Raw genomic sequence first — 26,246 nt, 5'->3', positions numbered from 1 at the left:
CAGTTATTCCACCGACGGTGCATACGTCTCGATGGAGACGATGCCCGACGACGGGTTGGTCGCTGAGAGGTGCACGACCGAGAACCCGCCGGTGTCGAGGTCGGCGGCGTCGGACAGGTAGCCGCCCGGCATCGTGCCGGTCGCCAGTGCGATCTCGCGCAGGATCTCGGGCAGGACCGGTCCGTGGCTGCACAGCACCGCGGTCTTGCGCGAGCGCACGCGCTTGCCGATGATCGTGCGGACCTCGCCGTCGCCGTCCTCGTAGGCGTCCTGGCTGATGCCGGGCTCGCGGCGCGGCTTGACGCCGGTCGCGGCGGCGAGGGGCGCGACCGTCGCGACGCAGCGCACGGCGTCGCTGGTGACGATGCGCCGCGGCTGCCACGCGAGCAGGCTCGGCACAGCGCCGGCCGCCTGCTTGACACCGCGGTCGGTGAGCGGGCGGGAGGCGTCGGAGCCGGCCCACGCTCCGCGCGGCTCGGCCTTGCCGTGGCGGAGCGCGATGAGCGCGAAGGTCGAGGTGACGCCCTGACGCACCAGAGACTCGAACGCGTCGATGATCTCCACATCGCGCTCGTAGGTGAGGTAGCTGCGCGCCTTCTTCAGCGTGACCCACTCGATCGCCGCGATCTCTGTGTTCGGGACGAACGTCGAGCGCTCGATCGCGTGGTCGCCGACCTCCGCCGCCCAGTAGTGGACGATCTTCTCGCGCCCCGAGGTCAGCGGGTACGCCGAGATGCCGAGCGGGACGCCGAGCGTCACAGCGAGCCCGGTCTCCTCCAGGATCTCGCGCACGGCGGTCTGCGGGAGCGTCTCGCCCGGGTCGACCTTGCCCTTCGGGATCGTCACGTCGCCGTACTTGGTGCGGTGCACGACGAGCACCACGATCCTGTCGTCCACGACGCGCCAGCAGAGGGCGCCCGCGGCGTAGACGGCGAGGCTCACCGCCTCGAACCCGTGCGGGACGAACGCGGACGGTGCGCGGCCTGCTGCTGCAGCTTGGTCTGGAGGTCGTTGAGCGGCGCGCCGCTCTCGTCGAGGTGGTGCCTGGTCCAGACGCCGTCCTCCGCGAGCGTCCACGCCGCCGTGCGCTCGTCGAACGCGAGATCGAACAGGCGGCCGAGCTCGGCGAGGTGCTCTGGATCGGCCAGGCGCACCAGCGCCTCGACGCGACGGTCGAGGTTGCGGTGCATCATGTCCGCGCTGCCGATGTAGACGTGCGGGTCGCCGTCGTTCACGAACGAGAACACGCGCGAGTGCTCCAGATAGCGGCCGAGCACCGAGCGCACCCGGATGTTCTCGGAGAGCCCGTCGCGCCCTGGCACGAGCCCGCAGATGCCGCGCACCCAGAGCTCGACCGGCACGCCGGCCTGGCTGGCGCGGTAGAGCGCGTCGATGATCGCCTCGTCGACGATGGAGTTGAGCTTGATGCGGATGCCGGACGGCTTGCCCGCCGCCGCATTGGCCGCCTCGGTGTCGATGCGCTTGAGCAGTCCCTTGCGGAGGTGCAGCGGCGCGACCAGGAGGCGCTTGAACTTCTTCTCGATCGCGTAGCCGGACAGCTCGTTGAAAAGGCGGGTGAGGTCCTTGCCCACCTGGTCGTCGGCGGTCAGCAGGCCGAGGTCCTCGTAGATGCGCGAGGTCTTGGGGTTGTAGTTGCCCGTGCCGATGTGGCTGTAGTGCTTGAGGACGCCCTTCTCCTCGCGGATCACCAGCGCGAGCTTGCAGTGCGTCTTGAGCCCGACGAGGCCGTAGACGACGTGCACGCCGGCCTTCTCGAGCTTGCGCGCCCAGGAGATGTTGTTCTGCTCGTCGAAGCGCGCCTTGATCTCGACCAGCGCCAGCACCTGCTTGCCGGACTCCGCCGCGTCGATGAGGGCCTCCACGATCGGGCTGTCGCCCGACGTGCGGTAGAGGGTCTGCTTGATGGCCAGCACGTGCGGGTCGGCGGCGGCCTGCTCGAGGAACGCCTGGACGCTCGTCGCGAACGACTCGTACGGGTGGTGCAGCAGGATGTCCTGGCGCGCGACCGCAGCGAACACGTCCGGCTTGGCGTTCGGCTCGCTCGGCATGAGCTGCGGCGCCGTGGTCGGCACGTGGTTGGGGTAGTGCAGGTCGGGCCGGTCGATCCGGGAGATGTCGAACAGGCCGCCGAGGTCGAGCGGCGCGGGCAGGCGGTAGACCTCCTGCTCGGTCACGTCGAGCTCGCGCACGAGCAGCCCGAGGGTCACGTCATCCATGTCGTCGGTGACCTCGAGCCGGATGGGCGGGCCGAACCGGCGGCGCAGCAGCTCGCGCTCGAGGGCCTGGATGAGGTTCTCGGTCTCGTCCTCGTCGATCTCGACGTCCTCGTTGCGCGTGACGCGGAAGACGTGGTGGTCGAGGATCTCCATGCCGGGGAAGAGGTCGCCGAGGTGGTTGGCGATCAGGTCCTCCAGGCGCAGGAAGCGCACCTGACCGAGACCTTCGCGCGCATCGATGCGCACGAAGCGCGGCAGCATTTGCGGCACCTTGAGGCGCGCGAACTGCTCTTTGCCCGTGCGCGAGTTGCGCACGCGGATCGAGAGGTTCAGCGACAGCCCGGAGATATAGGGGAACGGGTGTGCGGGATCCACGGCGAGCGGCATGAGCACCGGGAAGATCTGCAGCGAGAACACCTCGCGCATCTGCACCTTGTCGGCGTCGTCGAGCTCGTCCCACGACGAGACCGTGATGCCGGCGTCCTCCAGCGCGGGGAGCACGAGCTCGCGGTAGGCCTTGGCGTGCCGCACCTGCAGCTCGTGGGCCTTCAGGGAGATGTCGGCCAGGACGTCCTGCGGGGCGCGGCCGACGTTCGTCGGCACGGCCAGCCCGGTGGCGATGCGGCGCTTGAGCCCGGCGACCCGGACCATGAAGAACTCGTCCAGGTTGCTGGCGAAGATCGCGAGGAAGTTGGCGCGCTCCAGCACCGGCAGCAGCGGGTCCTCCGCGAGCTCGAGCACCCGCTGGTTGAACGCCAGCCAGCTCAGTTCGCGGTCGAGGTAGCGGTTGTCCGGGAGGGTCGGGTCCGGCTCGTAGATGAAGGGGGCGAAGTCGTCGTCGAAGTCGCTGCCCAGGCTGCCGCTCAGCCCGTTGTCGAGTAGTCCGTTCTCCAGTGCAGTGCGCTCGCCGTCCATGCACCCATCATGGCACCGCCCGTCCGGGCAGCGGCATGGGTCCCGGTTAACTGTGGAGAAACGACGGGACGACGAGGCCCGTGGAGGAGTAAGCCCGGCTGGGGACGCTCAGGGCCGCACCGACGACGGCAGACGGTCGTTCTCGTCCTCGTACACGTTGAAGCGGTAGCCCACGTTGCGGACCGTGCCGATCAGCGACTCCAGGTCGCCGAGCTTGGCCCGCAGCCTCCGCACGTGGACGTCGACCGTGCGGGTGCCGCCGAAGTAGTCGTAGCCCCACACCTCGCTCAGCAGCTGCTCGCGCGTGAACACCCGCGAGGGGTGCGTGGCGAAGAACCGCAGCAGCTCGAACTCCTTGAAGGTGAGGTCGAGCACCTTGCCGTGCGCCTTGGCCGAGTAGCTCGCCTCGTCGATGGTGATGCCCGACGCCTGGATCTTCGTCTGCGAGTGCTCCTGCGTCTGCCGGCCGATCGCCAGCCGGATGCGCGCGTCAACTTCCGCCGGGCCGGCGGTGTCGAGCAGCACGTCGTTGACGCCCCAGTCGGCGCTCACCGCGGTGAGGCCGCCCTCCGTGAGCACCAGCAGCAGCGGGACGGTGATGCCGGTCGTGGTGAGGATCTTGCACAGCGACTTCGCGCTCGCCAGGTCGCGTCGGGCGTCGACCAGGATGAGGTCGCAGGCGGGGGCGTTGACCAGGGAGGCGGGCTCGGCGGGGATCTGCCGGACGCGGTGACTGAGGAGGCCGAGAGCCGGAAGCACGTCCGCGTCGGGGGCGGACGTGAGGATCAACAGCTGCGCCACCCAGTATCCTCCTCGCCCGTCTTCGTGCGGCAATGCTACCGGAAACGCTTACGGCGGCAGATCGCGGAGACGAGGGGAGGCGGCCGCCGCCCGCGCACGGCACAATAGGGGGATGAGCGAGACGCCGTCCGATCCGGGCCTTCTCGGTCCTGCCGCCGCGGCGGGGCCGCCTCCCGAGCCGATGCCGCGCTCGATGGTCGTGCTGAGCGTCGGCGGGGTGTGGGCGCTCGCGCTCGTGCTCGGCGTGCTCATCGCCTTCCTCTCCCACCCGATCCAGTACGCGTCCTGGCTGTCGCTCGCGCTGGGCGTGTGCGTGCTCGCGTCCTTCGGAGCCCAGCTCGCAACCCAGCGCAAGGACGGCTTCGTCAACCGGCTGGCGACCACGCTGACCGGGAGTTTCGTCATCCTCGGCGTCATCGGGGGCATCCTCGGCCTCGTCACGCTCGGGCACTGATTAGACTGGCCCTATGCTCGTCGCTCTCGAACTCTTCTTCATCGGCCTGCTCGGACTGGCCACCCTCGCGATCCTCGGTGTGTCCGGCGTGGTGGTCTACAACCTCTTCCGCGGCCAGCGCTAGGTATGATCGAGCTCCCCACCGACCTTCCGGCCGAACTCGTCCCGCTCTCCTGGCTGATCGGGGTCTGGGAGGGGAGCGGCGTGGTCGACTACGCCCTCGGCGAGGTGCACACCCAGCTCGAGTTCGGGCAGCGGGTGAGCTTCAGCCACGACGGCGAGGCCTACCTCAACTACTCCGCGACCTCGTGGGTGCTCGACGACGACCGCACCCCGCTCGCCGCAGAGACCGGCTACTGGCGGCTCAGCCGCACCCTGGTCGAGGGCGACCCGGGCCCGGCGATGCTGCCAGGCCAGGGCACGCGGCCGTTCGGCACCGCGCAGGCCGTCGAGACCCTGCGCGCCTCCAGCGGCGGCTTCGACATCGACGTGGCGATCATCCACCCGGACGGCGTCAGCGAGCTCTACATCGGCCAGGTGAACGGCCCGCGCATCGACCTGGCGACGGACGCCGTCGTGCGCACGGCCGGCGCCAAGGAGTACAGCGCGGCGACCCGGCTCTACGGGCTCGTGGAGGGCCACCTCCTCTGGGCCTGGGACATCGCGGCGCTCGGCCAGGAGCTGCGCACGCACGCCTCCGCCCGGCTCGCCAAGGTGGACTGACGTGGACACCTCGCCCTTCCTCTCCCTCCCCGGCGCGGTCGACCTCGCCGACGCAGGGGTGCCCTCGCACTACGGCAACCCGCTCGCGGAGCAGCGCGCCCTGCTCGACGGCGGCGCGATCGTCGACCTGTCCGACCGCGCGGTGCTGTCGATCACCGGGCCCGACCGGCTGAGCTGGCTCAACTCGCTCACCAGCCAGTCACTGCTCGGCCTCCAGCCGGGGGAGTCGTCCGAGACCCTGCTGCTCGACGTCACCGGCCGCGTGGAGCACGCGGTGCGCCTGATCGAGGACGGCTCGACCCTGTGGCTGCTGGTCGACCGGCCGGAGGCCACCGGCCTGCTCGCCTGGCTCGACTCGATGCGCTTCATGCTGCGCGTGGAGCTGGCCGACCACACCGAGACGCTCGCGACGATCGGGACCCTCGGCGAGCCTCCGCTGCCGATCGCCGCGCCGAACGCCGTCCCGCTCATCTGGCACGACCCCTGGCACGCGGTGACCCCCGGCGGCCACCAGTACGCGCGTGGCGAGCATCCCGGAGCGAGCTGGAGCTGGAGCGAGCGGGTCGTGCCGCGCGAGGCGCTCCCGTCGATCGTCGCCCGCGTCGAGTCCGGGGAGCTGGCCGTCGCCGGCACGCTCGCGGCCGACGCCCTGCGGATCGCCGCCTGGCGCCCGCGCTTCGCCACCGAGGTGGACGAGCGCACCATCCCGCACGAGCTCGACTGGCTGCGCACGGCCGTCCACCTCACCAAGGGCTGCTACCGCGGCCAGGAGACGGTGGCGAAGGTGCACAACCTCGGCCACCCGCCGCGCCGCCTGGTGATGCTGCACCTCGATGGTTCGGAGGGGGTCCACCCCGCCCGCGGCGCCGAAGTGACGCTCGACGGCCGCGTGGTCGGCACCGTCACCTCCTCCGCCCTGCACTACGAGCTCGGCCCGATCGCGCTCGCCATCGTGAAGCGCAGCACCGACCCAGCGGCCACGCTGACGGTGGACGCCGACGGCACGCCGGTCGCGGCCGCCCAGGAGATCGTGGTGCCGCCCGAGGCCGGAGCCGAGGCCCACGTCCCGCACCTCCCACGCCTCGGCGCCGTCACCCGCACGCCGCGCGGCTGAGGCCCGGTCTCTACACCGGAGCGACGGCCTCCCATGCCACCGTGAGCTCCCCGAGCCGCCAGCGCGCCCGGCCGCCCACCACCGGCCAGCCCGCATCCCGCATCCCCTGCGCCGCCGCCATCCAGCGCTGCTTCGGTCCGTACGCGGCGAGCGGGGAGTGGACGCGCCAGAGCCGGTCGAGGTCCGCGAGGTAGGCGTGCACGCCTTCGCCTGGGACGTTCCGGTGGATGAGCGCCTTGGGCAGCCGCTCGGCCACGACGCTCGGCGCGTCGAGCCCGCGCAGCCGCAGCGAGACGGTGAAGGTCTGCGGTCCCGTCCTGTCGAGGGTGACCCAGCTCGCGATCCGGCCGATCTCGTCGCAGGTGCCCTCCACGAGTGCGCCGCCGAGCTGCAGGCGGCCGAGCATGCGCTCCCAGGCGGGGGCGACCTCCGACTCGTCGTACTGACGCAGCACGTTGAACGCGCGGATCACCGCCGCGTGCCGCCCCGGCAGCGGCACCTCGAAGCCGCCGACCGCGAAGCCCACCCGCGCCAGCGGGTCGAAGCCGGTGCTTCCGGCGCGCACGTCCTCCAGCTGCGCGAGGGCCGTGCGGACCCGGCCAGGGTCGATCTCCAGCCCCAGGACCTCCACGTCGGGGCGCACCTTGGCCAGCCGGTGCTGGAGCTCGAAGGCCGTCACGCCGCTCGCTCCGTAGCCGAGGTCGACGACCAGCGGGTCACCCGTGCGGCGCAGCTCGGGCAGGGCCGCGATCCAGCGGTCCACCCTCCTCAGCCGGTTAGTGTTCGTCGTCCCGCGGGTGACGGTGCCGACCATCGAGCCGGCGCGGGAGGACGTGGAGGGCATGTGACAAGATTAATCGCATGCCCGCTCCTTACACTTTGATCCTCCTCCGTCACGGCAACAGCGTGTGGAACCAGCAGAACCTGTTCACCGGCTGGGTCGACGTCCGGCTCAGCGAACAGGGCGTCGCCGAGGCCACCCGCGCCGGCGAGCTCCTCGCCGAGTCCGGCCTCCACCCCGACATCCTTTACACCTCGGTGCTGACCCGCGCGATCCAGACCGCGGACATCGCGCTCGACGTCGCGGACCGGCTCTGGATCCCGGTGGAGCGCTCCTGGCGGCTCAACGAACGCCACTACGGCGCGCTCCAGGGTCTCGACAAGGCGGAGACGCTGGAGAAGTACGGTCCGGAGCAGTTCCAGCTCTGGCGCCGCTCCTTCGACGTGCCGCCGCCGCCGCTCGACGACGACAGCGACTGGTCGCAGGCGAACGACCCGCGCTATGCCGGTCTCGGCGACGACCTCCCGCGCACGGAGTGCCTGAAGGACGTCATCGCGCGGATGCTGCCGTACTGGGAGTCCGACATCACCGTCAGCCTCGCCGAGGGCAAGACGGTGCTGGTGACCGCGCACGGCAACTCGCTGCGCGCGCTCGTCAAGCACCTCGACGGCATCTCGGACGAGGAGATCGCCGAGCTGAACATCCCGACCGGCATCCCGCTGGTCTACAAGCTCGACGAGACCTTCGCGCCCATCGAGCCCGGCGTGTACCTCGACCCGGAGGCCGCCGCCGCCGGCGCCGCGGCCGTCGCGGCCCAGGGCAAGAAGTAGGCCTCACGGCCGTCCCGTCGTACGTCGTCGTCGCGTTCCTGCCGGAACGCGGCGGCGACGTCGTCGTTCCTGCGGAGTTCGCGACGGGGGACTGGCCGCTGCACATCACCGTCGTGCCGCCGTTCCAGACCGAGCTGGAGGCGGACGCGGTCGCCGCACTCCTGCCGCACGGGCCGCGCATCCCCGTCGTCGCCGGGGCGCGCGCGTCGTTCGGCCACCGTCGCGCGGTGCCGGTCACGCTGGTCCGACCGTCGCCCGCCCTGCTCGCGCTGCACACCGCCTGCGTCGACGCGCTGGAGGCCGCGGGCGCGGTCATCGCAGACCAGCGCCACGTCCGCGGCGGCTACCGCCCGCACGCGAGCGACCAGCGCTCGGCCGTGCTCGCGCCCGGCGACCACGCGTCGCTCGCCGAGCTCGCGCTCGTCGCCCGCACCCCCGGCTCCCGCCGCGTCGCCGCCCGCATCCCCCTCGCCTGACCCACTGCCGAGACGGCGCAAAGTCGCACGAAAAACGCCGAGTGGGCGGAGTATCCGCCCACTCGGCGCAGGTCAGTTGGGGAGGGGTCAGCCGGCCAGTTCGGGGGCCCAGTCGCCGGTGGCCAGGTACTGGACCTTCTTGGCGATGGAGACGGCGTGGTCGGCGAAGCGCTCGTGGTAGCGGCTCGCGAGCGTGGCGTCGACGGTGTCCACGGCCTGACCCTTCCAGGTCTCGCCGAGCACCTTGTCGAACACGCTGGCGTGCAGCTCGTCGATGTCGTCGTCGTCGTTGCGGATCTCGTCCGCGACGCGCATGTCCTGGGTGCGCAGCAGCTCGGCGAGCTTCTCGGCGATCTGCACGTCGAGCCGGCCCATCTCGGCGAACGTCCCGCGCAGGCTCTTCGGCACCACCTTGTCCGGGAAGCGGTAGCGGGCGAGCTGGGCGATGTGCTCGGCCATGTCGCCCATCCGCTCGAGGGAGGCGCTGATGCGCAGCGCGCTCACGACGATGCGGAGGTCGCGGGCGACCGGCTGCTGGCGGGCGAGGATCTGGATCGAGAGCTCGTCGAGCAGCACCGTCAGCTCGTCGATGCGGTGGTCGTTGGCGATCACCTCTTCGGCGAGGGACACATCCGACTCGTTGAACGCCTCCGTGGCGCTGCGGATCGAGCGGACGACAAGCTCGGCGATCTCGACCAACCGGTCTTGGACGTCGGCCAGCTCCTGCTGGAAAACTTCGCGCATGGGATGAGGTCCTTCCTGGGCGTGCGCGCGCACGCGGGATACAGGGGTCGACTGACCCCGTTCAGCATGGTCGCTTCGGGAGGTTAACGGACGGTGCCGTAGGGCTGAACACTGTCTAACGTACCCGCGAAAACACGCGGCGCAGAGCGTCATCGGTCGCGGCGCGTCCTCGCGCATCACCTACGCTTTGGGTATGGACTCCGCCTGGTTGGTGCTGCTCTCGCTCGGGCTGGGGCTGGCCGTCGGTGCGGGGTTCGTCTGGATCCTCCACATCGCCGCGCGTCGCGGGGACCACGCGGCCGCCGTGTCCAACCCGGCGGTTCCGGACGGCGTCGACCAGGTGCTCGACGCGATGGAGTCTGCGGGGGTCGTCATCGACCCGTCGAACAACGTCATCAAAGCATCCCCCGGCGCGCATGCGATCGGGCTGGTCTGGAACGGCGCCCTCGTCCACCCGCACCTCGTGGCGCTGGTCGACCGGGTGCGCCGCACGGGCGAGCCGGTCACCGAGGAGTGCGAGCTTGCGCGCGGACCGTTCGGCGACGCCAACATCCACCTGAGCGTGCGGGTGGCCCGGCTGGGCTCCCGGTACATCCTGCTGCTGGCGGAGGACCGCACCGAGTCGTTCCGGCTGGATTCCGTGCGCCGCGACTTCGTGGCGAACATCAGCCACGAGCTGAAGACCCCGATCGGCGCCGTCAGCCTGCTGGCAGAGGCGCTGGACGACGCCTCCGACGACCCGGACCAGGTTCGCCGGTTCGCGCTGCGGCTGAGCGAGGAGGCCTCCCGGCTCGCCCGCATCACCCAGGACATCATCGAGTTGAGCCGCCTCCAGGCCGCCGACGCCCTCGGCGACGCCGAGCAGCTCTCGGCCAAGAAGGTCGTCCGGGCGGCCATCGACCAGAACAAGGTCGCGGCGGAGTCGCGCCAGATCGAGATCGCGATGCGCGGCGAGAAGGACGCGACCGTGCTCGGCAACGAAGCCCTCCTCGTCACGGCGGTCCACAACCTCATCTCGAACGCCATCCAGTACTCGCCGGAGGACTCCCGCATCGGGATCGGCGTGCGCACCGTCGACGGCGTGGTCGAGATCGCCGTCACCGACCAGGGCGAGGGCATCCCGGAGGAGGACCTCGACCGGGTGTTCGAACGCTTCTTCCGGGTCGACCAGGCCCGCTCCCGCAACACCGGGGGCACCGGGCTCGGCCTCTCGATCGTCAAGCACGCCGTGCAGAACCACGGCGGCGAGGTCCGGGTCTGGTCGCAGCCCGGGCGAGGCTCCACCTTCACCATCCGGCTGCCAGAGGCCGCAACCGTCCGTCCCCCGATTGGAGAGAACCTGTGACAGCTATCCTGCTCGTCGAGGATGAGGCCGCACTCAGCGAGCCGCTCGCGTACCTGCTCAAGCGTGAGGGCTACGAGGTGACCGTCGCCGAAGACGGCCCGACGGCCCTCGCGGAGTTCGACCGCGGCAGCGCCGACCTGGTGCTGCTCGACCTCATGCTCCCCGGCATCCCCGGCACCGAGGTGTGCCGCGAGATCCGCACGCGCTCCAACGTCCCGATCATCATGCTGACCGCCAAGGACTCCGAGGTGGACATCGTGGTCGGCCTCGAGCTCGGCGCGGACGACTACGTCACCAAGCCGTACTCCTCCCGCGAGCTGCTGGCCCGCATCCGTGCGGTGCTCCGCCGGCGAGTGGATGAGGCCGAGATGGAGGACGACGGCATCCTCGAGGCCGGCACCGTCCGCATGGACGTCGACCGTCACACGGTCGCGGTCTCGGGCGACGAGATCTCCATGCCGCTGAAGGAATTCGAGCTGCTGGAGTTGTTGCTCCGCAACGCCGGACGCGTGCTCACCCGCGGTCAGCTCATCGACCGGGTGTGGGGGAGCGACTACTTCGGCGACACCAAGACGCTGGACGTGCACATCAAGCGCATCCGCTCGCGCATCGAGGAGAGCCCGTCGGAACCGCAGATGCTGGTGACGGTGCGCGGGCTCGGCTACCGCTTCAACGCCTGACGGCCGTCCCTCCGAACGACGAAGCCGCCCTCGCAGTTCGCGAGGGCGGCTTTCGTTTCGTCTGCCGGGCCGGCTCTCAGCCCTGCGCGGGCAGGATGGTCGGCGGCACGAGGCTCTTGTAGTCCGGGAGGCCGCCGTCGAGGACCGGGACCTGCAGCTTCACGCCGGTCTCGTCGGCGTACTGGAAGTACACGTCGTAGTTGCTGCCGGGCAGCGCGTCGAACGGGGTGAGGAAGACGTTGCTGGAGGACGCCTTGTCGGGCTGCGCACCGATCTTCTTGACCTCACCCGGCTGGACCGTGACGTAGGCCGCGCTGCCGGTGGAGCCGGAGGTGATGGCCACACGGTGGCTCTTGCTGTCGGTGTTGACCAGGCTGACCACGAGGTTGCCGACCTTGCCGCCGACGCCGTCGGTGACGATGAAGGCGTTGCGCACGTCGATCTGGCCGACGTCGCCGCTCACGCCGTCGCTGGCGTCGTAGTGCTTCGTGGTGGCCTGCGGTGCGATGAATCCGCATCCGGCTGTGCCGGCTGCGACCGCCAGGGCGAGGACGATGGACGCCGCGACGCGAGCTTTCACTGGATGACCCTCCCGATCGTTCCGCTCGACGGCGCGCTGATGCCCTGTTACGAAGCGGTTTTGTGCCGAGTTTACCGTATGCCGGCAGCGCTCCCCGGCCGCCCGCGAGCTGCGGGGGCGAACCTTAGCATGTGCCTCGTGTGGTATCCTATTCGTTGCTGAAGGGACAACATATCTATGCTTTTCGAGGTTGGCGAAACCGTCGTTTACCCCCATCACGGTGCTGCAACGATCACCGAAGTCAAGAAAAGAATAATCAAGGGTGAAGAGAAGCTGTACCTCAAGCTCAACGTGACTCAGGGTGACCTGACCATCGAGGTCCCCGCCGAGAACGTGGATCTCGTGGGCGTGCGCGATGTCATCGGCAAGGAGGGCCTCGACCGCGTGTTCGAGGTGCTACGCGCCCCCTTCACCGAGGAGCCCACCAACTGGTCCCGCCGGTACAAGGCCAACCTGGAGAAGCTGGCGTCGGGCGACGTCATCAAGGTCTCCGAGGTCGTCCGCGACCTGTGGCGCCGCGACCAGGACCGCGGCCTGTCCGCCGGTGAGAAGCGCATGCTGGCGAAGGCACGGCAGATTCTCATCTCGGAGCTCGCCCTGGCGGAGAAGACCGACGATGAGAAGGCCTCCACCCTCCTCGACGAGGTCCTCGCCTCGTAACCTGCGATTCACCCGTTTTCGAAAGGGCCCGCGACGTATCGTCGCGGGCCCTTTTCTTTCGCCCTCAAAGCCAATAGTATCTGAGCGTGAAATTTGCTATGGATGTGGTTTCTGTTCGTTCTCGCGCCCTGTTCGCCGTGGTTCCCTTGGCCGCACTGGTCCTCACCGGATGCGCGGACGGGTCTGATCCCGATCCGACGGCGTCGAGCAGCGCCGACGGGACGAAGAAGCTCTCCGTCGCCACCGTCGCGGGCTACGACGTGGGGCAGTTCCCTCCGGTGCCGCTGTTCCGCATCCCCGATCTTTCGCTGGTCGACGCGGCCCAGTCGCAGCTCGCGAAGGCGTTCCAGGCGAACCTGGGCACGGACTACCCCGGTCTGACGGTCGAGAACGCACACTGCGACGCCAGTGGCGCGGTGATCGGCGGTGACGGCGCCGGCGACCTGTACGGCGGGGCGAGCCAGGTGAACGGCGGCGACGGGTCCGGGGTGCTGTCGGCGCCCGGCGTGTCCGTCGTGAACGGCGGCGACGGCAGCGGCGTCTTCTCCGGCGGGGGCGTGAGCATCGTCAGCGACGGAACGGGAGGCGGCACGTATTCCGGCGACGGCATCGACATCGTGGTGCAGGAGGATGGGAGCGGCACCTACGCGGACGGTCGCGCCAGCACCGTCAACGGCGGCGACGGCAGCGGAACGCACTCGGACGGCCGGATCGCGATCGTCAACGGAGGCGACGGCAGCGGCACCTACTCGGACGGCTCGATCTCGATCATCAACGATGGCAAGGGCACGGCCCGCGTCAACGGCACGACGGTGAAGGCCGACCCCATCCCGCCCGTGGCGAAACTCGGAGGCTTCCCGGCCTTCGCCGCACTCGAGCCGGCGAAGGTGTGCGGCACGAGCATCCGGGTGAGCGACGATGTGCTGTTCGACTTCGACTCGAGCATCCTGCGCCCTGAGGCGAACGAGACGATGGACTCCCTCGCGAAGGCCTTCGGCGAGCTCGGGGTGAAGGCGGCGTCGATCACGGGGAACACCGACTCGATCGGATCGCCGTCATACAACAAGACGCTCTCGGAGAAGCGCGCGGCCGCCGTGGTGAAGGCGCTCACCGACCGCGGAGTCGGCGGCGCGCTGACTGCGGCAGGGAACGGCGCGGACAATCCAGTCGCAGCCAATGAGATCGACGGAAAGGACAATCCGGCCGGGCGGCAGCTCAACCGGCGGGTGGACATCGTCATTCCCGCGAGCTGAACGCGCGCAGGTGGGTACGCTCGTGGAGTGACCAACAACTCTTCACCGCGCGACACCGCCCCGGTTGCGAGCGTCGCGGTCGTCGTCGTGGCAGCAGGTTCGGGAACCCGCCTGGGGGCCGAGGTGCCGAAGGCGTTCGTGGAGCTCGACGGCCGCACCCTGCTGGAGCGGTCGCTGCATGCCGTGCGCGGAATGAGCGCGCCGGCGGAGCCTGTGCTCGTCGTGCCGGCTGATCGCGTGGACGATGCCGCTGCGCTCGCACTCCGGGTGTTCGGGCATTCGGTCGCTGTCGTGGCAGGAGGCACGACCCGTCAGCAGTCGGTCGCGGCCGGGCTGGCCGTGATCGGCGACGACGTGGAGGTGGTGCTCGTCCACGACGCCGCCCGTGCGCTCACGCCCTCTGCGCTGTTCGACGCCGTGGTCGACGCGGTCGTCGCGACGGGCCACGGCGTGATCCCGGGGCTCGCGGTCAGCGACACCATCAAGCGCGTCGCGGGCGACGGCTCCGTTCACGAGACCGTGGATCGGTCCACGCTCGCCGCCGTGCAGACCCCGCAGGGCTTCCCGCGGGACCAGCTCCTCGCCGCCTACGCCGCCGCGACGACCGACGAGACCGACGATGCGGGTCTCGTCGCCGCGGCCGGACACCGGGTGACGGTGGTGCCTGGCGCGACGGAGGCGTTCAAGATCACCACGCCGTGGGACCTGCAGCGCGCACACGATCTCCTTGCGCCCTCCCGGACGCCGCGCATCGGGCTCGGCACCGACACACACGCGTTCGACCCGGCGGCCGAGCTGTGGCTCGCCGGCCTGCACTGGCCCGACGAGCCGGGGCTTTCCGGCCACAGCGATGGGGACGCCGCGAGCCACGCGATCGTCGACGCTCTGCTCGGCGCGGCCGGCCTGGGCGACATCGGCGGGGTGTTCGGCACGGGCGACCCGCGGTTCGCGGGAGCGCACGGCGAGGTGTTCCTGACGGAGACGCGCCGCCTCGTGGAGGAGGCCGGCTACCGGATCGGGAATGTGTCGGTGCAGCTCATCGGGCAGCGGCCGAAGTTCGCGCCGCGGCGGGTGGAGGCCGAACAGCTCCTGTCCGGCATCCTCGGCGCCCCGGTGTCGCTCAGCGCGACGACCACGGACGGGCTCGGCTTCACCGGCCGCGGCGAGGGGATCGCCGCCTTCGCGACCGCTCTGCTCTTCCCGCGCTGACCCGTCGGCCGACCACGCACGTGTCGAGGCGCTGGCGGCGCGCTGAGCTCCTCCACAGGTAGGCGCTCGGACCCGGTCGTCCACATCTTCGTCGCGCGCGAAGCGGTCGTTCGCCCCGACCCGTAGGCTTGTGCCGTGACTCTGCGACTCTTCGACACGAAGGCCGGCGCCCTGCGCGACTTCGTCCCCCTGCGCCCCGGCGCGGTGGGCATGTACGTGTGCGGGCCGACGGTGCAGTCGTCGCCGCACATCGGGCACCTCCGGTCGGCGCTGGTCTACGACCAGTTGCGCCGCTGGCTCGCGTATCGCGGGCTGGACGTGACGCTCGTGCGCAACGTCACCGACATCGACGACAAGATCCTCGTCAACGCGCTCACGGCGCAGTCGCAGGGCGGCTCGGAGGAGTGGTGGGCGCTCGCCTACCGGTTCGAGCTGGAGTTCACGGCCGGCTACACGGCGCTCGGCGTGCAACCGCCCACCTACGAGCCGCGCGCGACCGCGAGCATCCCGCAGATGCAGGAGCTGATCGCCCGGCTCATCGAGCGCGGGCACGCCTACGTCGCCGAGGACGGCTCGGGCGACGTCTACTTCGACGTGAAGAGCTGGCCGGCCTACGGCGAGCTCACCCGGCAGAGCATCGACAACATGGAGGCCGCGGCCGACGCCGACCTGCGGGCCAAGCGCGACGCGCGCGATTTCGCCCTGTGGAAGGGCCGCAAGAGCGATGAGCCGGAGTCGGCGGCGTTCCCGTCGCCGTGGGGAGACGGGCGTCCCGGCTGGCACATCGAGTGCTCCGCGATGTCGCGCCGCTACCTCGGGCCGCAGTTCGACATCCACGGCGGCGGCCTCGACCTGCGCTTCCCGCACCACGAGAACGAGCTCGCCCAGTCGACGGCTGCGGGAGACGCGTTCGCCTCCTACTGGGTGCACAACGGACTCGTCCACGTCAACGGGCAGAAGATGAGCAAGTCGCTCGGCAACTCGGTCTACGCCGCCGACCTGCTCGGCGCCGCCCGCCCGCTGGTCGTGCGTTATTACCTCGGCTCGGCGCACTACCGGTCGACCATCGACTTCCACGACGGCTCGCTCAGCGAGGCGGAGGCGGCGCTCGACCGCATCGCCGGATTCTTCGAGCGCGTCGACCGGCGGCTCTCGGGCACGCGGTTCGCCGGCAGCGGCGTGGAGGTCGTTCCCGGCGCGTTCGCCGAGGCGATGGACGACGACCTCGCCGTGCCGCAGGCGCTCGGCGTGCTGCACGACACCGTACGTTCAGGAAACGCGGCGCTGGATGCGGAAGACTTGGAGGCGGCCGCGGCCGCGCGCGGCCACGTTCTCGCGATGACCGAGGTGCTCGGCATCAACCCGCTCTCGCCGCACTGGCGCACCGCCGGTTCGAGCACGGCCGAGCACGCGCTCGCAACCTTGATCGGCCGACTGCTCGACGACCGCCAGGAGGCGCGTCAGGCACGTGACTTCGCGGCAGCAGACCGCATCCGCGACGAATTGACCGCCGCGGGAATCAGTATCGAAGACACCCCGTCGGGGTCGCATTGGAGCATTGAAGCATGAAGAACTCAGGTGGCAAGCCCCGGGCCGGGGCCGTTCGCAAGGGCAAGAAGGGCGCCCAGGTCGGCACCGGCGGCCACGGCCGCCAGGCCCTCGAGGGCCGCGGCCCGACCCCGAAGGCGGAGGACCGCGAGTACCACGTGGCCTACAAGAACAAGCAGCTCCGCGAGCGCGCAGCGGCCAAGGCCGAGCTGCGCGGCGGCCGGGACGGCGCCTCCGGCGCGGCCCGCCGGGCGAAGAGCGGCGACGAGAGCGAGATCGTCACGGGGCGCAACTCCGTGCTGGAGGCGCTGCGTGCGGCGATCCCGGCCTCCACGCTCTACATCGCCTCGCGGATCGAGATGGACGACCGGATGAAGGAGATCCTCTCGATCGCCACCGGCCGCGCCATCCCGATCCTGGAGATCATGCGTCCGGAGCTCGACCGGCTGGCCGGCCGCGACGCCGTGCACCAGGGCGTCGCGCTGAAGGTGCCGCCGTACGAGTACGCCCACCCGGGCGAGCTGCTCGACTACACGCTGCGCAAGGGCCAGACGCCGCTGTTCCTGGCGCTCGACGGGATCACCGACCCCCGCAACCTGGGCGCGATCATCCGCTCGACGGCCGCGTTCGGCGGCCAGGGCGTCATCATCCCGCAGCGTCGCTCGGTCGGCATGACCGCGGCCGCCTGGAAGACGTCCGCGGGCGCCGCAGCGCGCACGCCCGTCGCGATGGCCCCGAACCTGACGCAGACGCTGAAGGAGTTCAAGAAGGCGGGCGTCTTCGTCCTCGGACTCGACGGCGACGGCGACACCAGCCTCCCCGGCCTGTCCTTCGCCGACCGCCCCGTCGTGATCGTCGTCGGAAGCGAGGGCAAGGGCCTGTCCCGCCTGGTGACCGAGACCTGCGACGCGGTCGTCTCGATCCCGATCTCGGCCTCCACGGAGTCCCTCAACGCCGGCATCGCGGCGAGCGTCACCCTCTACGAGATCTCGAAGCTCCGCGCCGAGGCCAAGAAATAACGATCGAGGGGCACGTTGTCGTCGCTTCCGAGCCCGGAAAGCGACAACAACGTGCCCCTCGGCGTATGCGCTCAGACCTTCGAACGCCAGTCGTCCTCGTCGTCGTCCGTTTCGGCCGTGGTGGCGCCGCCGATCACCGGGATGCTGAGCGTCTCGGTGATGGGCGCGACGACCGTGGCCTCGTCGCGGCGGTGGCGGAGGATGTCGTTGATGTACGAGGTCAGCGCCTCCGCGAGGGGGACGTCCCGGCCCTCGGCCTGCGACATGAACCAGCGGTGCTCCAGCAGCTGGTGGAAGACCTCCGCCGGTTCCAGCTTGCCCTTCAGATCGGTGGGGATGGCGCGGACGACCGGCTCGAAGACGCGCAGCAGCCACTCGTGGGCCATCGCCTCCTCGTCCAGGCCGCGCTTGCCGAGGGTCGCGGAGTACGAGTCCAGGTCGTTGAGGAGGCGGCGGGCCTGGTTCTCGCCGGTGTCCAGGCCGGTCAGGCGCAGCAGGCGGCGGGAGTGGTGGCCCGCATCGACGACCTTCGGCTGGATGCGGACGGTCGTGCCCTCGTCGGAGGTCTTGATCGCCAGCTCCTCGATGTCGAAGCCGAGGTCGTTGAGGCGCTCCACGCGCTGGCTGATCCGCCAGCGCTCGGACGAGGAGAACGACTCGCTGCCGGTCAGCTCCTTCCAGAGCGACCGGTAGGCCGCGACGATCCCGTTCGACACCTTGATGGGGTCGAGCTCCTCGTCCACGCGGCCGCCGGCCTCCAGGTCCATCAGCTCGCCCGCGATGTTGACGCGGGCGATCTCCAGGTCGTTCTCGCGCTGGCCGTTCGACAGGCCGCCGTCGTAGATCTGGCCGGTCTCCGCGTCCACCAGGTAGGCCGCGAACGCGCCAGCGTCACGACGGAACAGCGTGTTGGAGAGCGAGACGTCGCCCCAGAAGAAGCCGACGATGTGCAGCCGCACCAGCAGGACGGCCAGGGCGTCGACCAGGCGGGTCGCGGTGTCCGGGCGCAGGGTCTGCGAGAACAGCGCGCGGTAGGGGAGCGAGAACTTGAGGTGCCGGGTGACGAGTGCGGCGTTCAGGGCGTCGCCGTCGTCGTCCGTCCGGTTCTTGATGACGGCGACGGGGTCGACGCACGGCACGTCCAGGCGCTGGAGGGTGCGCAGCATCTCGTACTCGCGCTGCGCCATCTCCGCGGTCGTCTCCTTGATGGCGATGACGTAGCCGGACAGGTTCGCGAACCGGACGAGGTGCCGGCTGATGCCCTTGGGCAACAGTGCGATGTGCTCGTTCGACCACTGGTCCAGCGGCAGGTTCCAGGGCAGATCGAGCAGGGCGGGATCGACGGTCGCCGCGGTGATGTTGACAGAGCCGGCCATGAGGGCGCCTTCCAGAACGGGTTGTGGCGGAAAGCACTCTGCCGCAGCCCGGGACCGGACTGCGGCAGAGTGAGGATCAGCTGCGACGACCTCAGTCGACGACGGCGCCGCCGAGACGCTCGCCCGACTCCGCGTGGAAGAGGTGGACGTGACCCGGCTTCGGGGTGATGTAGACGGTGTCGCCCGCGTTCGGGTGAACGCGGCCGTCGACGCGGCCGACGATGTCGGTGCGCTTGCCCTCGAGCTCGGAGTGGCCGTAGAGGTAGCCGTCGGCGCCGAGCTCCTCGACGAGGTCGACCGCGACCTTCAGGCCGCCGCTCTCGGCGGACGAGACGACGACGTCCTCCGGACGGACACCGATGGTGACGGAGTTGCCGGCGCTCGCGAGGATCTCGCGCTCGATCGGGACGACCGTCGTGCCGAACTTGACGCCGCCGTCGGTGACGTCGGCGGTGAACAGGTTCATGGCCGGGGAGCCGATGAAGCCGGCGACGAAGACGTTCCTCGGCTGCGCGTACAGGTCGCGCGGGGTGCCGACCTGCTGGAGCACGCCGTCCTTGAGGACCGCGATGCGGTCGCCCATCGTCAGCGCCTCGGTCTGGTCGTGGGTGACGTAGACCGTGGTGACGCCGAGGCGGCGGGTGAGGGATGCGATCTGGGTACGGGTCTGCACGCGGAGCTTGGCGTCGAGGTTCGACAGCGGCTCGTCCATGAGGAACACCTGGGGGGAGCGGACGATCGCGCGGCCCATCGCGACGCGCTGACGCTGACCACCCGAGAGCGCCTTCGGCTTGCGGCCGAGGTAGGGCTCCAGGTCGAGCAGCTTGGCGGCCTCGAGGACGCGGGAGGCGCGCTCGTCCTTGCCGACGCCGGCGATCTTGAGCGCGAAGCCCATGTTCTCGGCGACGGTCATGTGCGGGTACAGCGCGTAGTTCTGGAACACCATCGCGATGTCGCGGTCCTTCGGCGGGACGTCGGTGACGTTGCGCTCGCCGATGAAGATGTTGCCGTCGTTGACCTCTTCGAGGCCCGCGAGCATGCGGAGGGACGTGGACTTTCCGCAGCCGGACGGGCCGACCAGGACGAGGAACTCCCCGTCTGCGATGTCGAGGTCGAGGGCGTCGACCGCGGGGCGGTTGGAACCCGGATAGAGCCGGGTCGCCTTGTCATACGTGACAGTAGCCATTTTTCTTTTGTCTCCTTCACCGGCAGGTACGTGCCGGACGATCCGTAGTGAGGAATAGACGTGGCGTCGACGTCCAAGGGCGTCGATGCCACGACCCCCATAGTAAGGCATCCGAAGCGCTGCTCTTACCACGAGTATTCGGGAGGTCGCAGCGGGCCCGTGTGCCGCACTCGGGGGCCAACCCCCAGGTGGCGCTCGGGGCGTGAGCGGGGTATGTCTGGTCTATTCCCAGACTGCCGGAATATGGTCGTCTGGTTGCGTCTGCTCACGCCACACCCGGCGGCACGTCCCCCCGCGCGCCGCATCGCCTACCCCCGAGAGCCGATTCCCCCGAGATATGAGTTCCATGAAAGACCCCGACGAGAGCCGCAGCGGCGACGTCCGCGCGGCCGCGCGGGAGAAAGCCCGACAGCTCCGCACGAGCCAGAGCCGCAGGGACCGCAGGAACAAGACCCTGCTGGCCGGCGGCATCGTGGTCGGCGTCATCGCGGTCCTGGCCATCGTCGCGGTGGTCATCATGGGCGCGATCCGTCCCACCGTCCCGGGCCCGAAGAACATGGCGAGCGACGGCGTGGTCGTCGGCTCCGGCCTCACGGTCAAGACGACCCCGGCGCTCGCGGCCGACGCGAAGCCGATCGCCAGCGCGCCGGACCCGAACGGCAGCTCCGTGGACATCCGGATCTACGCCGACTACCTGTGCAAGCTGTGCGGCGACTTCCAGCGCACGAACCTGAAGCAGCTCCAGCCGCTGGTGAAGGACGGCGCGGTCACGGTCGAGATGCACCCGGTGGCGATCTACACCAGCCACTCGGCGGGCACCCGGTACTCGCTGCGCGCCGCGAACGCCGCGGCCTGCGTCGCGAACTACTCGCCGAGGTCGTTCTGGGCGTTCAATCAGTCGCTGTTCGAGAACCAGCCCGCCGACGGCGGTCCCGGCCTCAGCGACGACCAGCTCAAGAAGATCGCGGCCGCGTCGGGCGCCTCCCCGTCGGACATCGACTCCTGCGTGGACGACGGCCGGTTCAAGACCTGGGTCGGCTCCGCCAGCGACCGCGCGCTCAGCGGCCCGATCCCGAACTCCAGCGTGAAGAAGATGACGAACGCGCTGCTCGTGCTCGTCAACGGCAAGCCGTACACCGGCTCGCTGACGAACGCGGACGACTTCAAGGCGTTCGTCCTCCAGGCGCAGGGCGACGAGTACTCCTCGACCTCCACGCCGACGCCGTCGCCGAGCGCGGGGAGCTGAGTCAGCCCTCCCGTTCGGCACCAGGGCGCCCGCCGCCCATCCTCTAGGATGGTTCGCGACGGGCGTCCCGTCAGTTTCCCGCCGACTTAGCTCAGCTGGTAGAGCACTCGCCTTGTAAGCGAGCGGTCGCGAGTTCGAACCTCGCAGTCGGCTCCGTCTCCCTCCTCTTTCGCCCGTGCGCGCTGTTCGCCGCGCTTGCCGGTCGTGGTCGTGCGCTCTATTCTGGATGTGCGAAATCCGAACCAGTCGTTCGGATATAGAACACACGATCACGACGATGTGAGGAGCCTTCCCATGCAGTTCCACCACCACGGCTATGTGTCAGGCGACCCCCACGTGCTGCCCGCGGTCGGGCCGGCCTGGTCGCCCGAGCTGCCGGAGGTCATGGACGTGCTCATCGTCGGCTCCGGGCCGGCCGGGATGGTCACGGCGGCCCAGCTCGCGCAGTTCCCGGGCGTCAGCACGCGGCTCGTGGAGCGCCGCGGCGGGCGGCTGGAGATCGGGCAGGCGGACGGCATCCAGGCGCGCAGCGTCGAGACCTTCCAGGCGTTCGGGTTCGCGGAGCGGATCACCGCCGAGGCCTACCGGATCACCGAGATGGCGTTCTGGAAGCCGGACCCGGCCGACCCCACCCGGATCGTCCGGGCCGCGCGGGCGGTCGACGACCCGACCGGGATCAGCGAGTTCCCGCACCTGCTCGTCAACCAGGCGCGCGTGCTCGACTACTTCGCCGAGTTCATGACCAACGGCCCGACGCGGATGCGGCCGGACTACGGCTGGGAGTTCTGCGGGCTCCGCGTCGAGGACGAGGGCGAGTACCCCGTCGTCGTCACGCTCGCGCGCAGCGCGGGTGAGAACGTGGGCGAGGAGCGGGTGGTCCGTGCCAAGTACGTGGTCGGCGCCGACGGCGCGCGCAGCAAGGTGCGCGAGTCGATCGGCTGCACGCTCGCGGGCGACCAGGCCAACCACGCCTGGGGCGTGATGGATGTGCTCGCGGTCACCGATTTCCCCGACATTCGCACGAAGTGCTCGATCCAGTCGGAGTACGGCAACATCCTGCTCATCCCGCGCGAGGGCGGCCACCTGTTCCGGATGTACGTGGACCTCGGCTCGGTGGCTGACGACGACCACGGCGCGGTGCGGGCGACGAGCATGGAGCAGATCATCGCGAAGGCGAACGAGATCCTGCACCCGTACACGCTCGACGTGCGCAACGTCGCCTGGCACAGCGTCTACGAGGTCGGGCACCGGCTGACCGACCGGTTCGACGACGTCCCGCTCGACGTGCTCGGGTCGCGCACCCCGCGCGTGTTCATCGCCGGGGACGCCTGCCACACGCACAGCGCCAAGGCCGGGCAGGGGATGAACGTCTCCATCCAGGACGGCTTCAACCTCGGCTGGAAGCTCGGCCACGTGCTGCAGGGCCGCAGCCCGGAGTCGCTGCTGGCGACCTACTCGGCGGAGCGGCACGTGGTCGCCAAGAACCTGATCGACTTCGACAAGGTGTGGTCGACGCTGATGGCCACGAAGCCGGAGGACCTGAAGGACCCGTCCGAGCTGGAGGACTTCTACGTGCGCACGGCGGAGTTCCCCGCGGGGTTCCTGACCGAGTACGCGCCGTCGCTGATCGTCGGGGAGCCGGAGCACCAGGAGCTCGCGACCGGCTTCCCGATCGGCAAGCGGTTCAAGTCGCCGATCGTGGAGCGGGTCTGCGACGCGAACCCGGTGCACCTCGGGCACCACGCGACGGCGGACGGGCGCTGGCGGATCTACGTGTTCGCCGACGCGGCGGCGGCGGGGGAGGGCACGCTGGTGCCGGAGTACGCGGACTGGCTCACGACCTCCGCGGAGTCTCCGCTCGCCGCGACTCCGCAGGGCAGCGACATCGACGCCTGGTTCGACGTGAAGGTCGTCTACCAGCAGGACCACACCGGCGTCGACCTCGGCCGCGTGCCGGAGGCGTTCCTGCCGCGGACCGGGCCGTTCGACCTGGTCGACTACGAGAAGGTGTACGCGACGGCGCCGGGGGACGACGTGTTCGACGCCCGCGGGATCGATCGCGGCGGCGTGATCGTCGTCGTGCGGCCGGACCAGTACGTGGCGGAGGTGCTGCCGCTGGCGGGGTACGCGGAGCTCGGGCGGTTCTTCGCGCCGATCCTGCGGGTGGAGACGGCGGAGAGGGCGGCGGCCGTCTGACGGGTGGTCGCCGGCCGGCCCAGCGCAGCTCGCCGCTCAGCGCAGCTCGGCGCTCAGCGCAGCTCGGCGGCGACGGTCGCCGCCGCCCGGCCGAGCCGCGCGCCGATCGCGGCCACGTCCCGTCCGTTCGCCACGTACACCACCGCGAGCGCGGCGAGCGGCTGGCCGTGGACGACGAGCGGAACCGCCACCGACGCCAGGCCGGGGATGACCTCGTCGTGGCTGGTCGCGAAGCCGCGTCCGCGGGCCTCCAGCGCCTCGTCGCGCGGGTGACCGTCCGGCAGCTCGCCCCACTGCGCCTCGGTGAGCACCGACTGGAGGGCGATGCCCGGCGCGCCCGTGGTGATCGGGTGCCGGCTGCCCGGCCGCTGGGCGACGGCGGCGTGCGCGTGCGATGGCTCGATGCTGACCAGGGTGACGACCTCGCCGCGGTCGAGCACGGCGAGGAAGGCGGTCATCCCGAGCTCGTTGGCGACCGCGCCGAGTTCCGGGACGGCCGCGGCCTGGAGGTCGCGGGACACGGCGCGGGCGAGGGTCGCCATGCGCGGCCCGAGCAGCGCGGCCCCGGCGGGGTTGCGGACGACGAGACCGTGATCCTCCAGCGTGCGAAGGATGCGGTAGACGATCGAGCGGTGCACGCCGAGAGCAACGGCGAGCTCGGCGATGGTGAGCGGGCGGTCGGCGTCGGCCAGCGCCTCCAGCACGCGGATGCCGCGGGAGAGCGTTTGCGAGTGCGGGGCGGGTGTGCCGGCGTCGTGCGCCTCCGGTGCGCCCGCGTCGTCAGGTGTGCTCGCCATGCGCCCATTCTTTCGCATCCCGGACGGCCCGGCGGTGGCGGCCGCGGCTCACCCCGCTGCGGCGACGAACGCCCGGGAGTACGCCCAGCGCGGCTGGCTCGTCCCCGAGCACATATAAGCGGGGACGCCTGACGTGCACGGCTGGTCGCGGGTCAGCTCCCACCAGCTCAGGCCGGCGAGCCCGTTCGCCTTCGCGTAGCGTCCCACCGTCGTGGCGTCGGTCAGCGTGAACTGCTCGCCGGTGTCGTTCAGGCCGAACATCGGGGTCACCGCGATCAGACCGAGGCGCCGGGCGTCGGTCCACGACGCGTACGCGGCCACGCCCTTCAGTTGTCCGGCGGTCGCGGTGGCGGCGTCGATCGCGGCCTTTCCCATGTCCGTCACTCCGGTGCCGTAATCCATCGTCATCAGGTTCACGGCCGAGAGCTGGACGCCCGCGGCGGTGAACTCGGAGATCGTGCGGAGGCCGCTGGCGAGCAGGCCGTACGGCATCACCGGCAGCGTGAGCGTGACCTGCAGCGGGTGGCCGGCCGCGGCGCGCTGACGCTGGAGGGCCGCGACCGCGGTGGCGCGGCGGACGTTCGACGCGGAGTCGGAGACGTCGGCGCCCTCGATGTCGAAGTCCACGCGGTCGAGCGAGAACCGCGAGACGACCGTGCTGTAGGCGGCGAGCAGCTTGGCGGGGTCGGTGCAGACCCGGGCGAGCTCGTCGTTGGCCGCGCCGCCGAAGGAGGCGACGACCCGGCCGCCGTGGGACTGGAACGCCGTGACATCGGCGAGGAAGTCCTGGCTGCCGCCGATCGTGTACGCGGTGTAACCGGCCCAGGTGGGCGAGCAGGCGCTGCTGCGGTCGGCGACGATGAACGCCGCGGTGACGGCGCGCACGCCCGCCGACGACGCGAACGAGGTGAGGTCGGCGGTGGGCCAGAGGCCCATGTCGACGTAGGGGGCGATGAAGGGGGTGGAGGAGGGGCCGGGGGTGGGGGACGGTGAGGGTGTCGGTGTCGGTGTCGGTGTCGGTGTCTGAGTCGGCGTGGGCGTAGGCGCGGGCGTCGAGGTGGCGCCTCCGTTGATCGAACACGGGAGGTTCGCGCCGACCACCCGGCAGGTGGTCGGGACCAGCGGGGCGGCCGCCGCCTTCGCCGAGGTGAGGCCGAAGGTCGCGGTCGCGCCGGGAGCGAGCGTGGACGCGTACGACGGCGCGGTCACGCTGAAGCCGTCGCTCGTGCTTGCGGCCGTGCCATCCCAGAGGGTGACCACGCCATCGGCGGTCGTGAAGGCGAGCTGCCAGGGGGACACGGTCGTCTTCGAGGTGTTGGCGACCGCGACGGACGACTGGAAGCCGGAGGTCCACTCGGAGGTGACGGTCCAGGTGACGGCGAGGCCGGCGCCGGGAGATGGGGTTGGGGTCGAAGTCGGGGTGGCGGTCGGTGTGGGCGCGGTGGTCGGCGTCGGTGTCGGAGTGGGGGTCGGCGTGGGCGAGGTCGTCCCGCCGCCCGCTCCGCCGTTCACCGCGCACGGCACGCTCGCACCGGCCGGGAGTCCGACGATCGTGCACGACGTCGGCACGATCGCCGCCGTCCCGGCGCGGGTGGCGGTCAGGCCGAACTGGGCCGAGCCTCCCGGAGCCAGGCTCGTCGCCCAGGAGGGCGCGCCGACCGTGAGCGTCCCGGCGGGGGAGGTCGTGGAGACCGCCGACCAGATGCTGACCAGGGTGTGCGGGAGGTCGAACCGCACCTGCCACGGCTTCAGCGTCGTGCTGCTCCCATTGGCGACGGTCACCGCCGACTGGAAGCCGGTGGTCCACGAGTTCGCGGTCGTCCACGTGACGTTCACCTGCGGCGTCGCGGCGGCCAGCGCGCCGGAGGTCGCGAGAGCGCCGGCGCCGAGAAGGCCCGTGACGGCCAGCGCGGCGACGAACGCCTGCCGCCGATGCGACGTGCGGCGCCCGGGGCGGAACTGCCCGAGCAGCCGGCGGACGGCCGCCTGGACTCGGTGACCGGTCGCCCGGTGGCGTGCGGGACGGGACGCTGACTCGGGCATGGCACTCCTGACGACTTACGACGGAACGGCGAA

24 protein-coding genes and 1 tRNA gene are annotated in these 26,246 nt (G+C 70.6%); 15 read left to right on the top strand and 10 right to left on the bottom strand.

Annotation, left to right across the window (positions count from 1 at the left end):
• Nucleotides 1-3: 3 nt before the first annotated feature.
• The 3 genes from ACFQ9V_RS10365 to ACFQ9V_RS10355 all read right to left on the bottom strand — a co-directional run bounded on the left by ACFQ9V_RS10365 (nucleotide 4) and on the right by ACFQ9V_RS10355 (nucleotide 3,953).
• On the bottom strand, nucleotides 4-942 hold the full coding sequence (locus ACFQ9V_RS10365) for an NUDIX domain-containing protein (RefSeq protein ID WP_382459077.1): 939 nt from the start codon (nucleotides 940-942) through the stop codon (nucleotides 4-6).
• Nucleotides 939-3,152: an RNA degradosome polyphosphate kinase gene (locus ACFQ9V_RS10360; protein WP_382459076.1), complete on the bottom strand. Its 2,214-nt coding sequence runs from the start codon at nucleotides 3,150-3,152 to the stop codon at nucleotides 939-941. Before ACFQ9V_RS10360 ends, ACFQ9V_RS10365 begins: the two co-directional genes overlap by 4 nt.
• 108 nt (nucleotides 3,153-3,260) lie before the next feature.
• Nucleotides 3,261-3,953, bottom strand: coding sequence for a winged helix-turn-helix domain-containing protein (locus ACFQ9V_RS10355; RefSeq protein ID WP_370054469.1), 693 nt, complete (start codon nucleotides 3,951-3,953; stop codon nucleotides 3,261-3,263).
• A gap of 112 nt (nucleotides 3,954-4,065) precedes the next feature.
• On the opposite strand from ACFQ9V_RS10355, the gene ACFQ9V_RS10350 reads away from it, so the two are divergent.
• From ACFQ9V_RS10350 to ACFQ9V_RS10340, 3 genes are all read left to right on the top strand, one after another.
• Nucleotides 4,066-4,407, top strand: coding sequence for a hypothetical protein (locus ACFQ9V_RS10350; protein ID WP_382459075.1), 342 nt, complete (start codon nucleotides 4,066-4,068; stop codon nucleotides 4,405-4,407).
• A gap of 126 nt (nucleotides 4,408-4,533) precedes the next feature.
• The gene (locus tag ACFQ9V_RS10345) at nucleotides 4,534-5,130 is read left to right on the top strand and encodes an FABP family protein (protein WP_382459074.1); all 597 of its coding nucleotides are present in this window, start codon (nucleotides 4,534-4,536) and stop codon (nucleotides 5,128-5,130) included.
• A 1-nt stretch (nucleotide 5,131) separates the two neighbouring features.
• Nucleotides 5,132-6,244 (top strand): YgfZ/GcvT domain-containing protein, encoded by a 1,113-nt coding sequence (locus tag ACFQ9V_RS10340; RefSeq protein WP_382459073.1) that lies wholly within the window; start codon nucleotides 5,132-5,134, stop codon nucleotides 6,242-6,244.
• Nucleotides 6,245-6,254: 10 nt separating this feature from the next.
• Here ACFQ9V_RS10340 and ACFQ9V_RS10335 read toward each other — a convergent pair whose 3' ends face one another.
• The gene (locus ACFQ9V_RS10335; protein ID WP_382459072.1) at nucleotides 6,255-7,088 is read right to left on the bottom strand and encodes a class I SAM-dependent methyltransferase; all 834 of its coding nucleotides are present in this window, start codon (nucleotides 7,086-7,088) and stop codon (nucleotides 6,255-6,257) included.
• Between the two features lie 17 nt (nucleotides 7,089-7,105).
• Between ACFQ9V_RS10335 and ACFQ9V_RS10330 the strand changes: the two genes are divergently transcribed.
• Both ACFQ9V_RS10330 and ACFQ9V_RS10325 read left to right on the top strand, forming a co-directional pair.
• The gene (locus ACFQ9V_RS10330) at nucleotides 7,106-7,855 is read left to right on the top strand and encodes a phosphoglyceromutase (protein ID WP_382459071.1); all 750 of its coding nucleotides are present in this window, start codon (nucleotides 7,106-7,108) and stop codon (nucleotides 7,853-7,855) included.
• 38 nt (nucleotides 7,856-7,893) lie between these two features.
• Nucleotides 7,894-8,331, top strand: a complete 438-nt coding sequence (locus ACFQ9V_RS10325; RefSeq protein ID WP_382459101.1) for a 2'-5' RNA ligase family protein — start codon at nucleotides 7,894-7,896, stop codon at nucleotides 8,329-8,331.
• Between the two features lie 87 nt (nucleotides 8,332-8,418).
• Here ACFQ9V_RS10325 and phoU read toward each other — a convergent pair whose 3' ends face one another.
• Nucleotides 8,419-9,075 (bottom strand): phosphate signaling complex protein PhoU, encoded by a 657-nt coding sequence (gene phoU / locus ACFQ9V_RS10320; RefSeq protein WP_382459070.1) that lies wholly within the window; start codon nucleotides 9,073-9,075, stop codon nucleotides 8,419-8,421.
• A 193-nt stretch (nucleotides 9,076-9,268) separates the two neighbouring features.
• Here phoU and ACFQ9V_RS10315 point away from each other — a divergent pair, with 193 nt between their 5' ends.
• Both ACFQ9V_RS10315 and ACFQ9V_RS10310 read left to right on the top strand, forming a co-directional pair.
• Entirely contained in the window at nucleotides 9,269-10,420 is a 1,152-nt protein-coding gene (locus ACFQ9V_RS10315; protein WP_382459069.1) for a sensor histidine kinase, read from the top strand.
• A complete protein-coding gene (locus tag ACFQ9V_RS10310; protein ID WP_382459068.1) occupies nucleotides 10,417-11,100 on the top strand; it encodes a response regulator in 684 nt (227 codons plus the stop codon). Before ACFQ9V_RS10315 ends, ACFQ9V_RS10310 begins: the two co-directional genes overlap by 4 nt.
• A 76-nt stretch (nucleotides 11,101-11,176) precedes the next feature.
• Here the strand turns inward: ACFQ9V_RS10310 and ACFQ9V_RS10305 are convergent, their stop codons facing one another.
• The gene (locus ACFQ9V_RS10305) at nucleotides 11,177-11,680 is read right to left on the bottom strand and encodes a hypothetical protein (protein WP_382459067.1); all 504 of its coding nucleotides are present in this window, start codon (nucleotides 11,678-11,680) and stop codon (nucleotides 11,177-11,179) included.
• 177 nt (nucleotides 11,681-11,857) lie between these two features.
• Here ACFQ9V_RS10305 and ACFQ9V_RS10300 point away from each other — a divergent pair, with 177 nt between their 5' ends.
• The 5 genes from ACFQ9V_RS10300 to rlmB all read left to right on the top strand — a co-directional run bounded on the left by ACFQ9V_RS10300 (nucleotide 11,858) and on the right by rlmB (nucleotide 17,369).
• Complete coding sequence (locus tag ACFQ9V_RS10300; protein ID WP_090040831.1) at nucleotides 11,858-12,340, top strand: CarD family transcriptional regulator; 483 nt, start codon at nucleotides 11,858-11,860, stop codon at nucleotides 12,338-12,340.
• A 137-nt stretch (nucleotides 12,341-12,477) separates the two neighbouring features.
• Nucleotides 12,478-13,593, top strand: a complete 1,116-nt coding sequence (locus tag ACFQ9V_RS10295) for an OmpA family protein (protein WP_382459066.1) — start codon at nucleotides 12,478-12,480, stop codon at nucleotides 13,591-13,593.
• Between the two features lie 27 nt (nucleotides 13,594-13,620).
• Nucleotides 13,621-14,802: a 2-C-methyl-D-erythritol 4-phosphate cytidylyltransferase gene (ispD, locus tag ACFQ9V_RS10290; protein ID WP_382459065.1), complete on the top strand. Its 1,182-nt coding sequence runs from the start codon at nucleotides 13,621-13,623 to the stop codon at nucleotides 14,800-14,802.
• A gap of 135 nt (nucleotides 14,803-14,937) precedes the next feature.
• The gene (cysS, locus tag ACFQ9V_RS10285) at nucleotides 14,938-16,371 is read left to right on the top strand and encodes a cysteine--tRNA ligase (protein WP_382459064.1); all 1,434 of its coding nucleotides are present in this window, start codon (nucleotides 14,938-14,940) and stop codon (nucleotides 16,369-16,371) included.
• A complete protein-coding gene (rlmB, locus tag ACFQ9V_RS10280; RefSeq protein ID WP_382459063.1) occupies nucleotides 16,368-17,369 on the top strand; it encodes a 23S rRNA (guanosine(2251)-2'-O)-methyltransferase RlmB in 1,002 nt (333 codons plus the stop codon). Before cysS ends, rlmB begins: the two co-directional genes overlap by 4 nt.
• Before the next feature lie 71 nt (nucleotides 17,370-17,440).
• On the opposite strand, the gene ACFQ9V_RS10275 is transcribed toward rlmB, so the two are convergent.
• Together ACFQ9V_RS10275 and ACFQ9V_RS10270 are read right to left on the bottom strand one after the other, a co-directional pair.
• A complete protein-coding gene (locus ACFQ9V_RS10275; protein ID WP_382459062.1) occupies nucleotides 17,441-18,745 on the bottom strand; it encodes a DUF4032 domain-containing protein in 1,305 nt (434 codons plus the stop codon).
• A gap of 91 nt (nucleotides 18,746-18,836) precedes the next feature.
• Nucleotides 18,837-19,931, bottom strand: a complete 1,095-nt coding sequence (locus tag ACFQ9V_RS10270; protein WP_382459061.1) for an ABC transporter ATP-binding protein — start codon at nucleotides 19,929-19,931, stop codon at nucleotides 18,837-18,839.
• Between the two features lie 346 nt (nucleotides 19,932-20,277).
• Here ACFQ9V_RS10270 and ACFQ9V_RS10265 point away from each other — a divergent pair, with 346 nt between their 5' ends.
• The 3 genes from ACFQ9V_RS10265 to ACFQ9V_RS10255 all read left to right on the top strand — a co-directional run bounded on the left by ACFQ9V_RS10265 (nucleotide 20,278) and on the right by ACFQ9V_RS10255 (nucleotide 23,373).
• Nucleotides 20,278-21,177 carry a DsbA family protein gene (locus ACFQ9V_RS10265; protein WP_382459060.1) on the top strand — a complete coding sequence of 300 codons (900 nt, stop codon included), beginning with the start codon at nucleotides 20,278-20,280 and terminating at the stop codon, nucleotides 21,175-21,177.
• An 80-nt stretch (nucleotides 21,178-21,257) separates the two neighbouring features.
• A tRNA-Thr gene (locus ACFQ9V_RS10260) sits at nucleotides 21,258-21,330 on the top strand.
• Nucleotides 21,331-21,471: 141 nt separating this feature from the next.
• On the top strand, nucleotides 21,472-23,373 hold the full coding sequence (locus ACFQ9V_RS10255) for an FAD-binding monooxygenase (RefSeq protein WP_382459059.1): 1,902 nt from the start codon (nucleotides 21,472-21,474) through the stop codon (nucleotides 23,371-23,373).
• A 53-nt stretch (nucleotides 23,374-23,426) separates the two neighbouring features.
• Here the strand turns inward: ACFQ9V_RS10255 and ACFQ9V_RS10250 are convergent, their stop codons facing one another.
• Both ACFQ9V_RS10250 and ACFQ9V_RS10245 read right to left on the bottom strand, forming a co-directional pair.
• On the bottom strand, nucleotides 23,427-24,170 hold the full coding sequence (locus ACFQ9V_RS10250; RefSeq protein WP_382459058.1) for an IclR family transcriptional regulator: 744 nt from the start codon (nucleotides 24,168-24,170) through the stop codon (nucleotides 23,427-23,429).
• A 48-nt stretch (nucleotides 24,171-24,218) separates the two neighbouring features.
• Nucleotides 24,219-26,213 (bottom strand): cellulose binding domain-containing protein, encoded by a 1,995-nt coding sequence (locus tag ACFQ9V_RS10245; RefSeq protein WP_382459057.1) that lies wholly within the window; start codon nucleotides 26,211-26,213, stop codon nucleotides 24,219-24,221.
• Nucleotides 26,214-26,246: the final 33 nt, after the last annotated feature.

This window comes from Leifsonia sp. NPDC056665, from assembly GCF_042791795.1.
GTDB lineage: Bacteria > Actinomycetota > Actinomycetes > Actinomycetales > Microbacteriaceae > Leifsonia.
The sequence above is the reverse complement of the archived record's forward strand: the minus strand, read 5'-3'. Positions and strand labels throughout refer to the sequence as shown.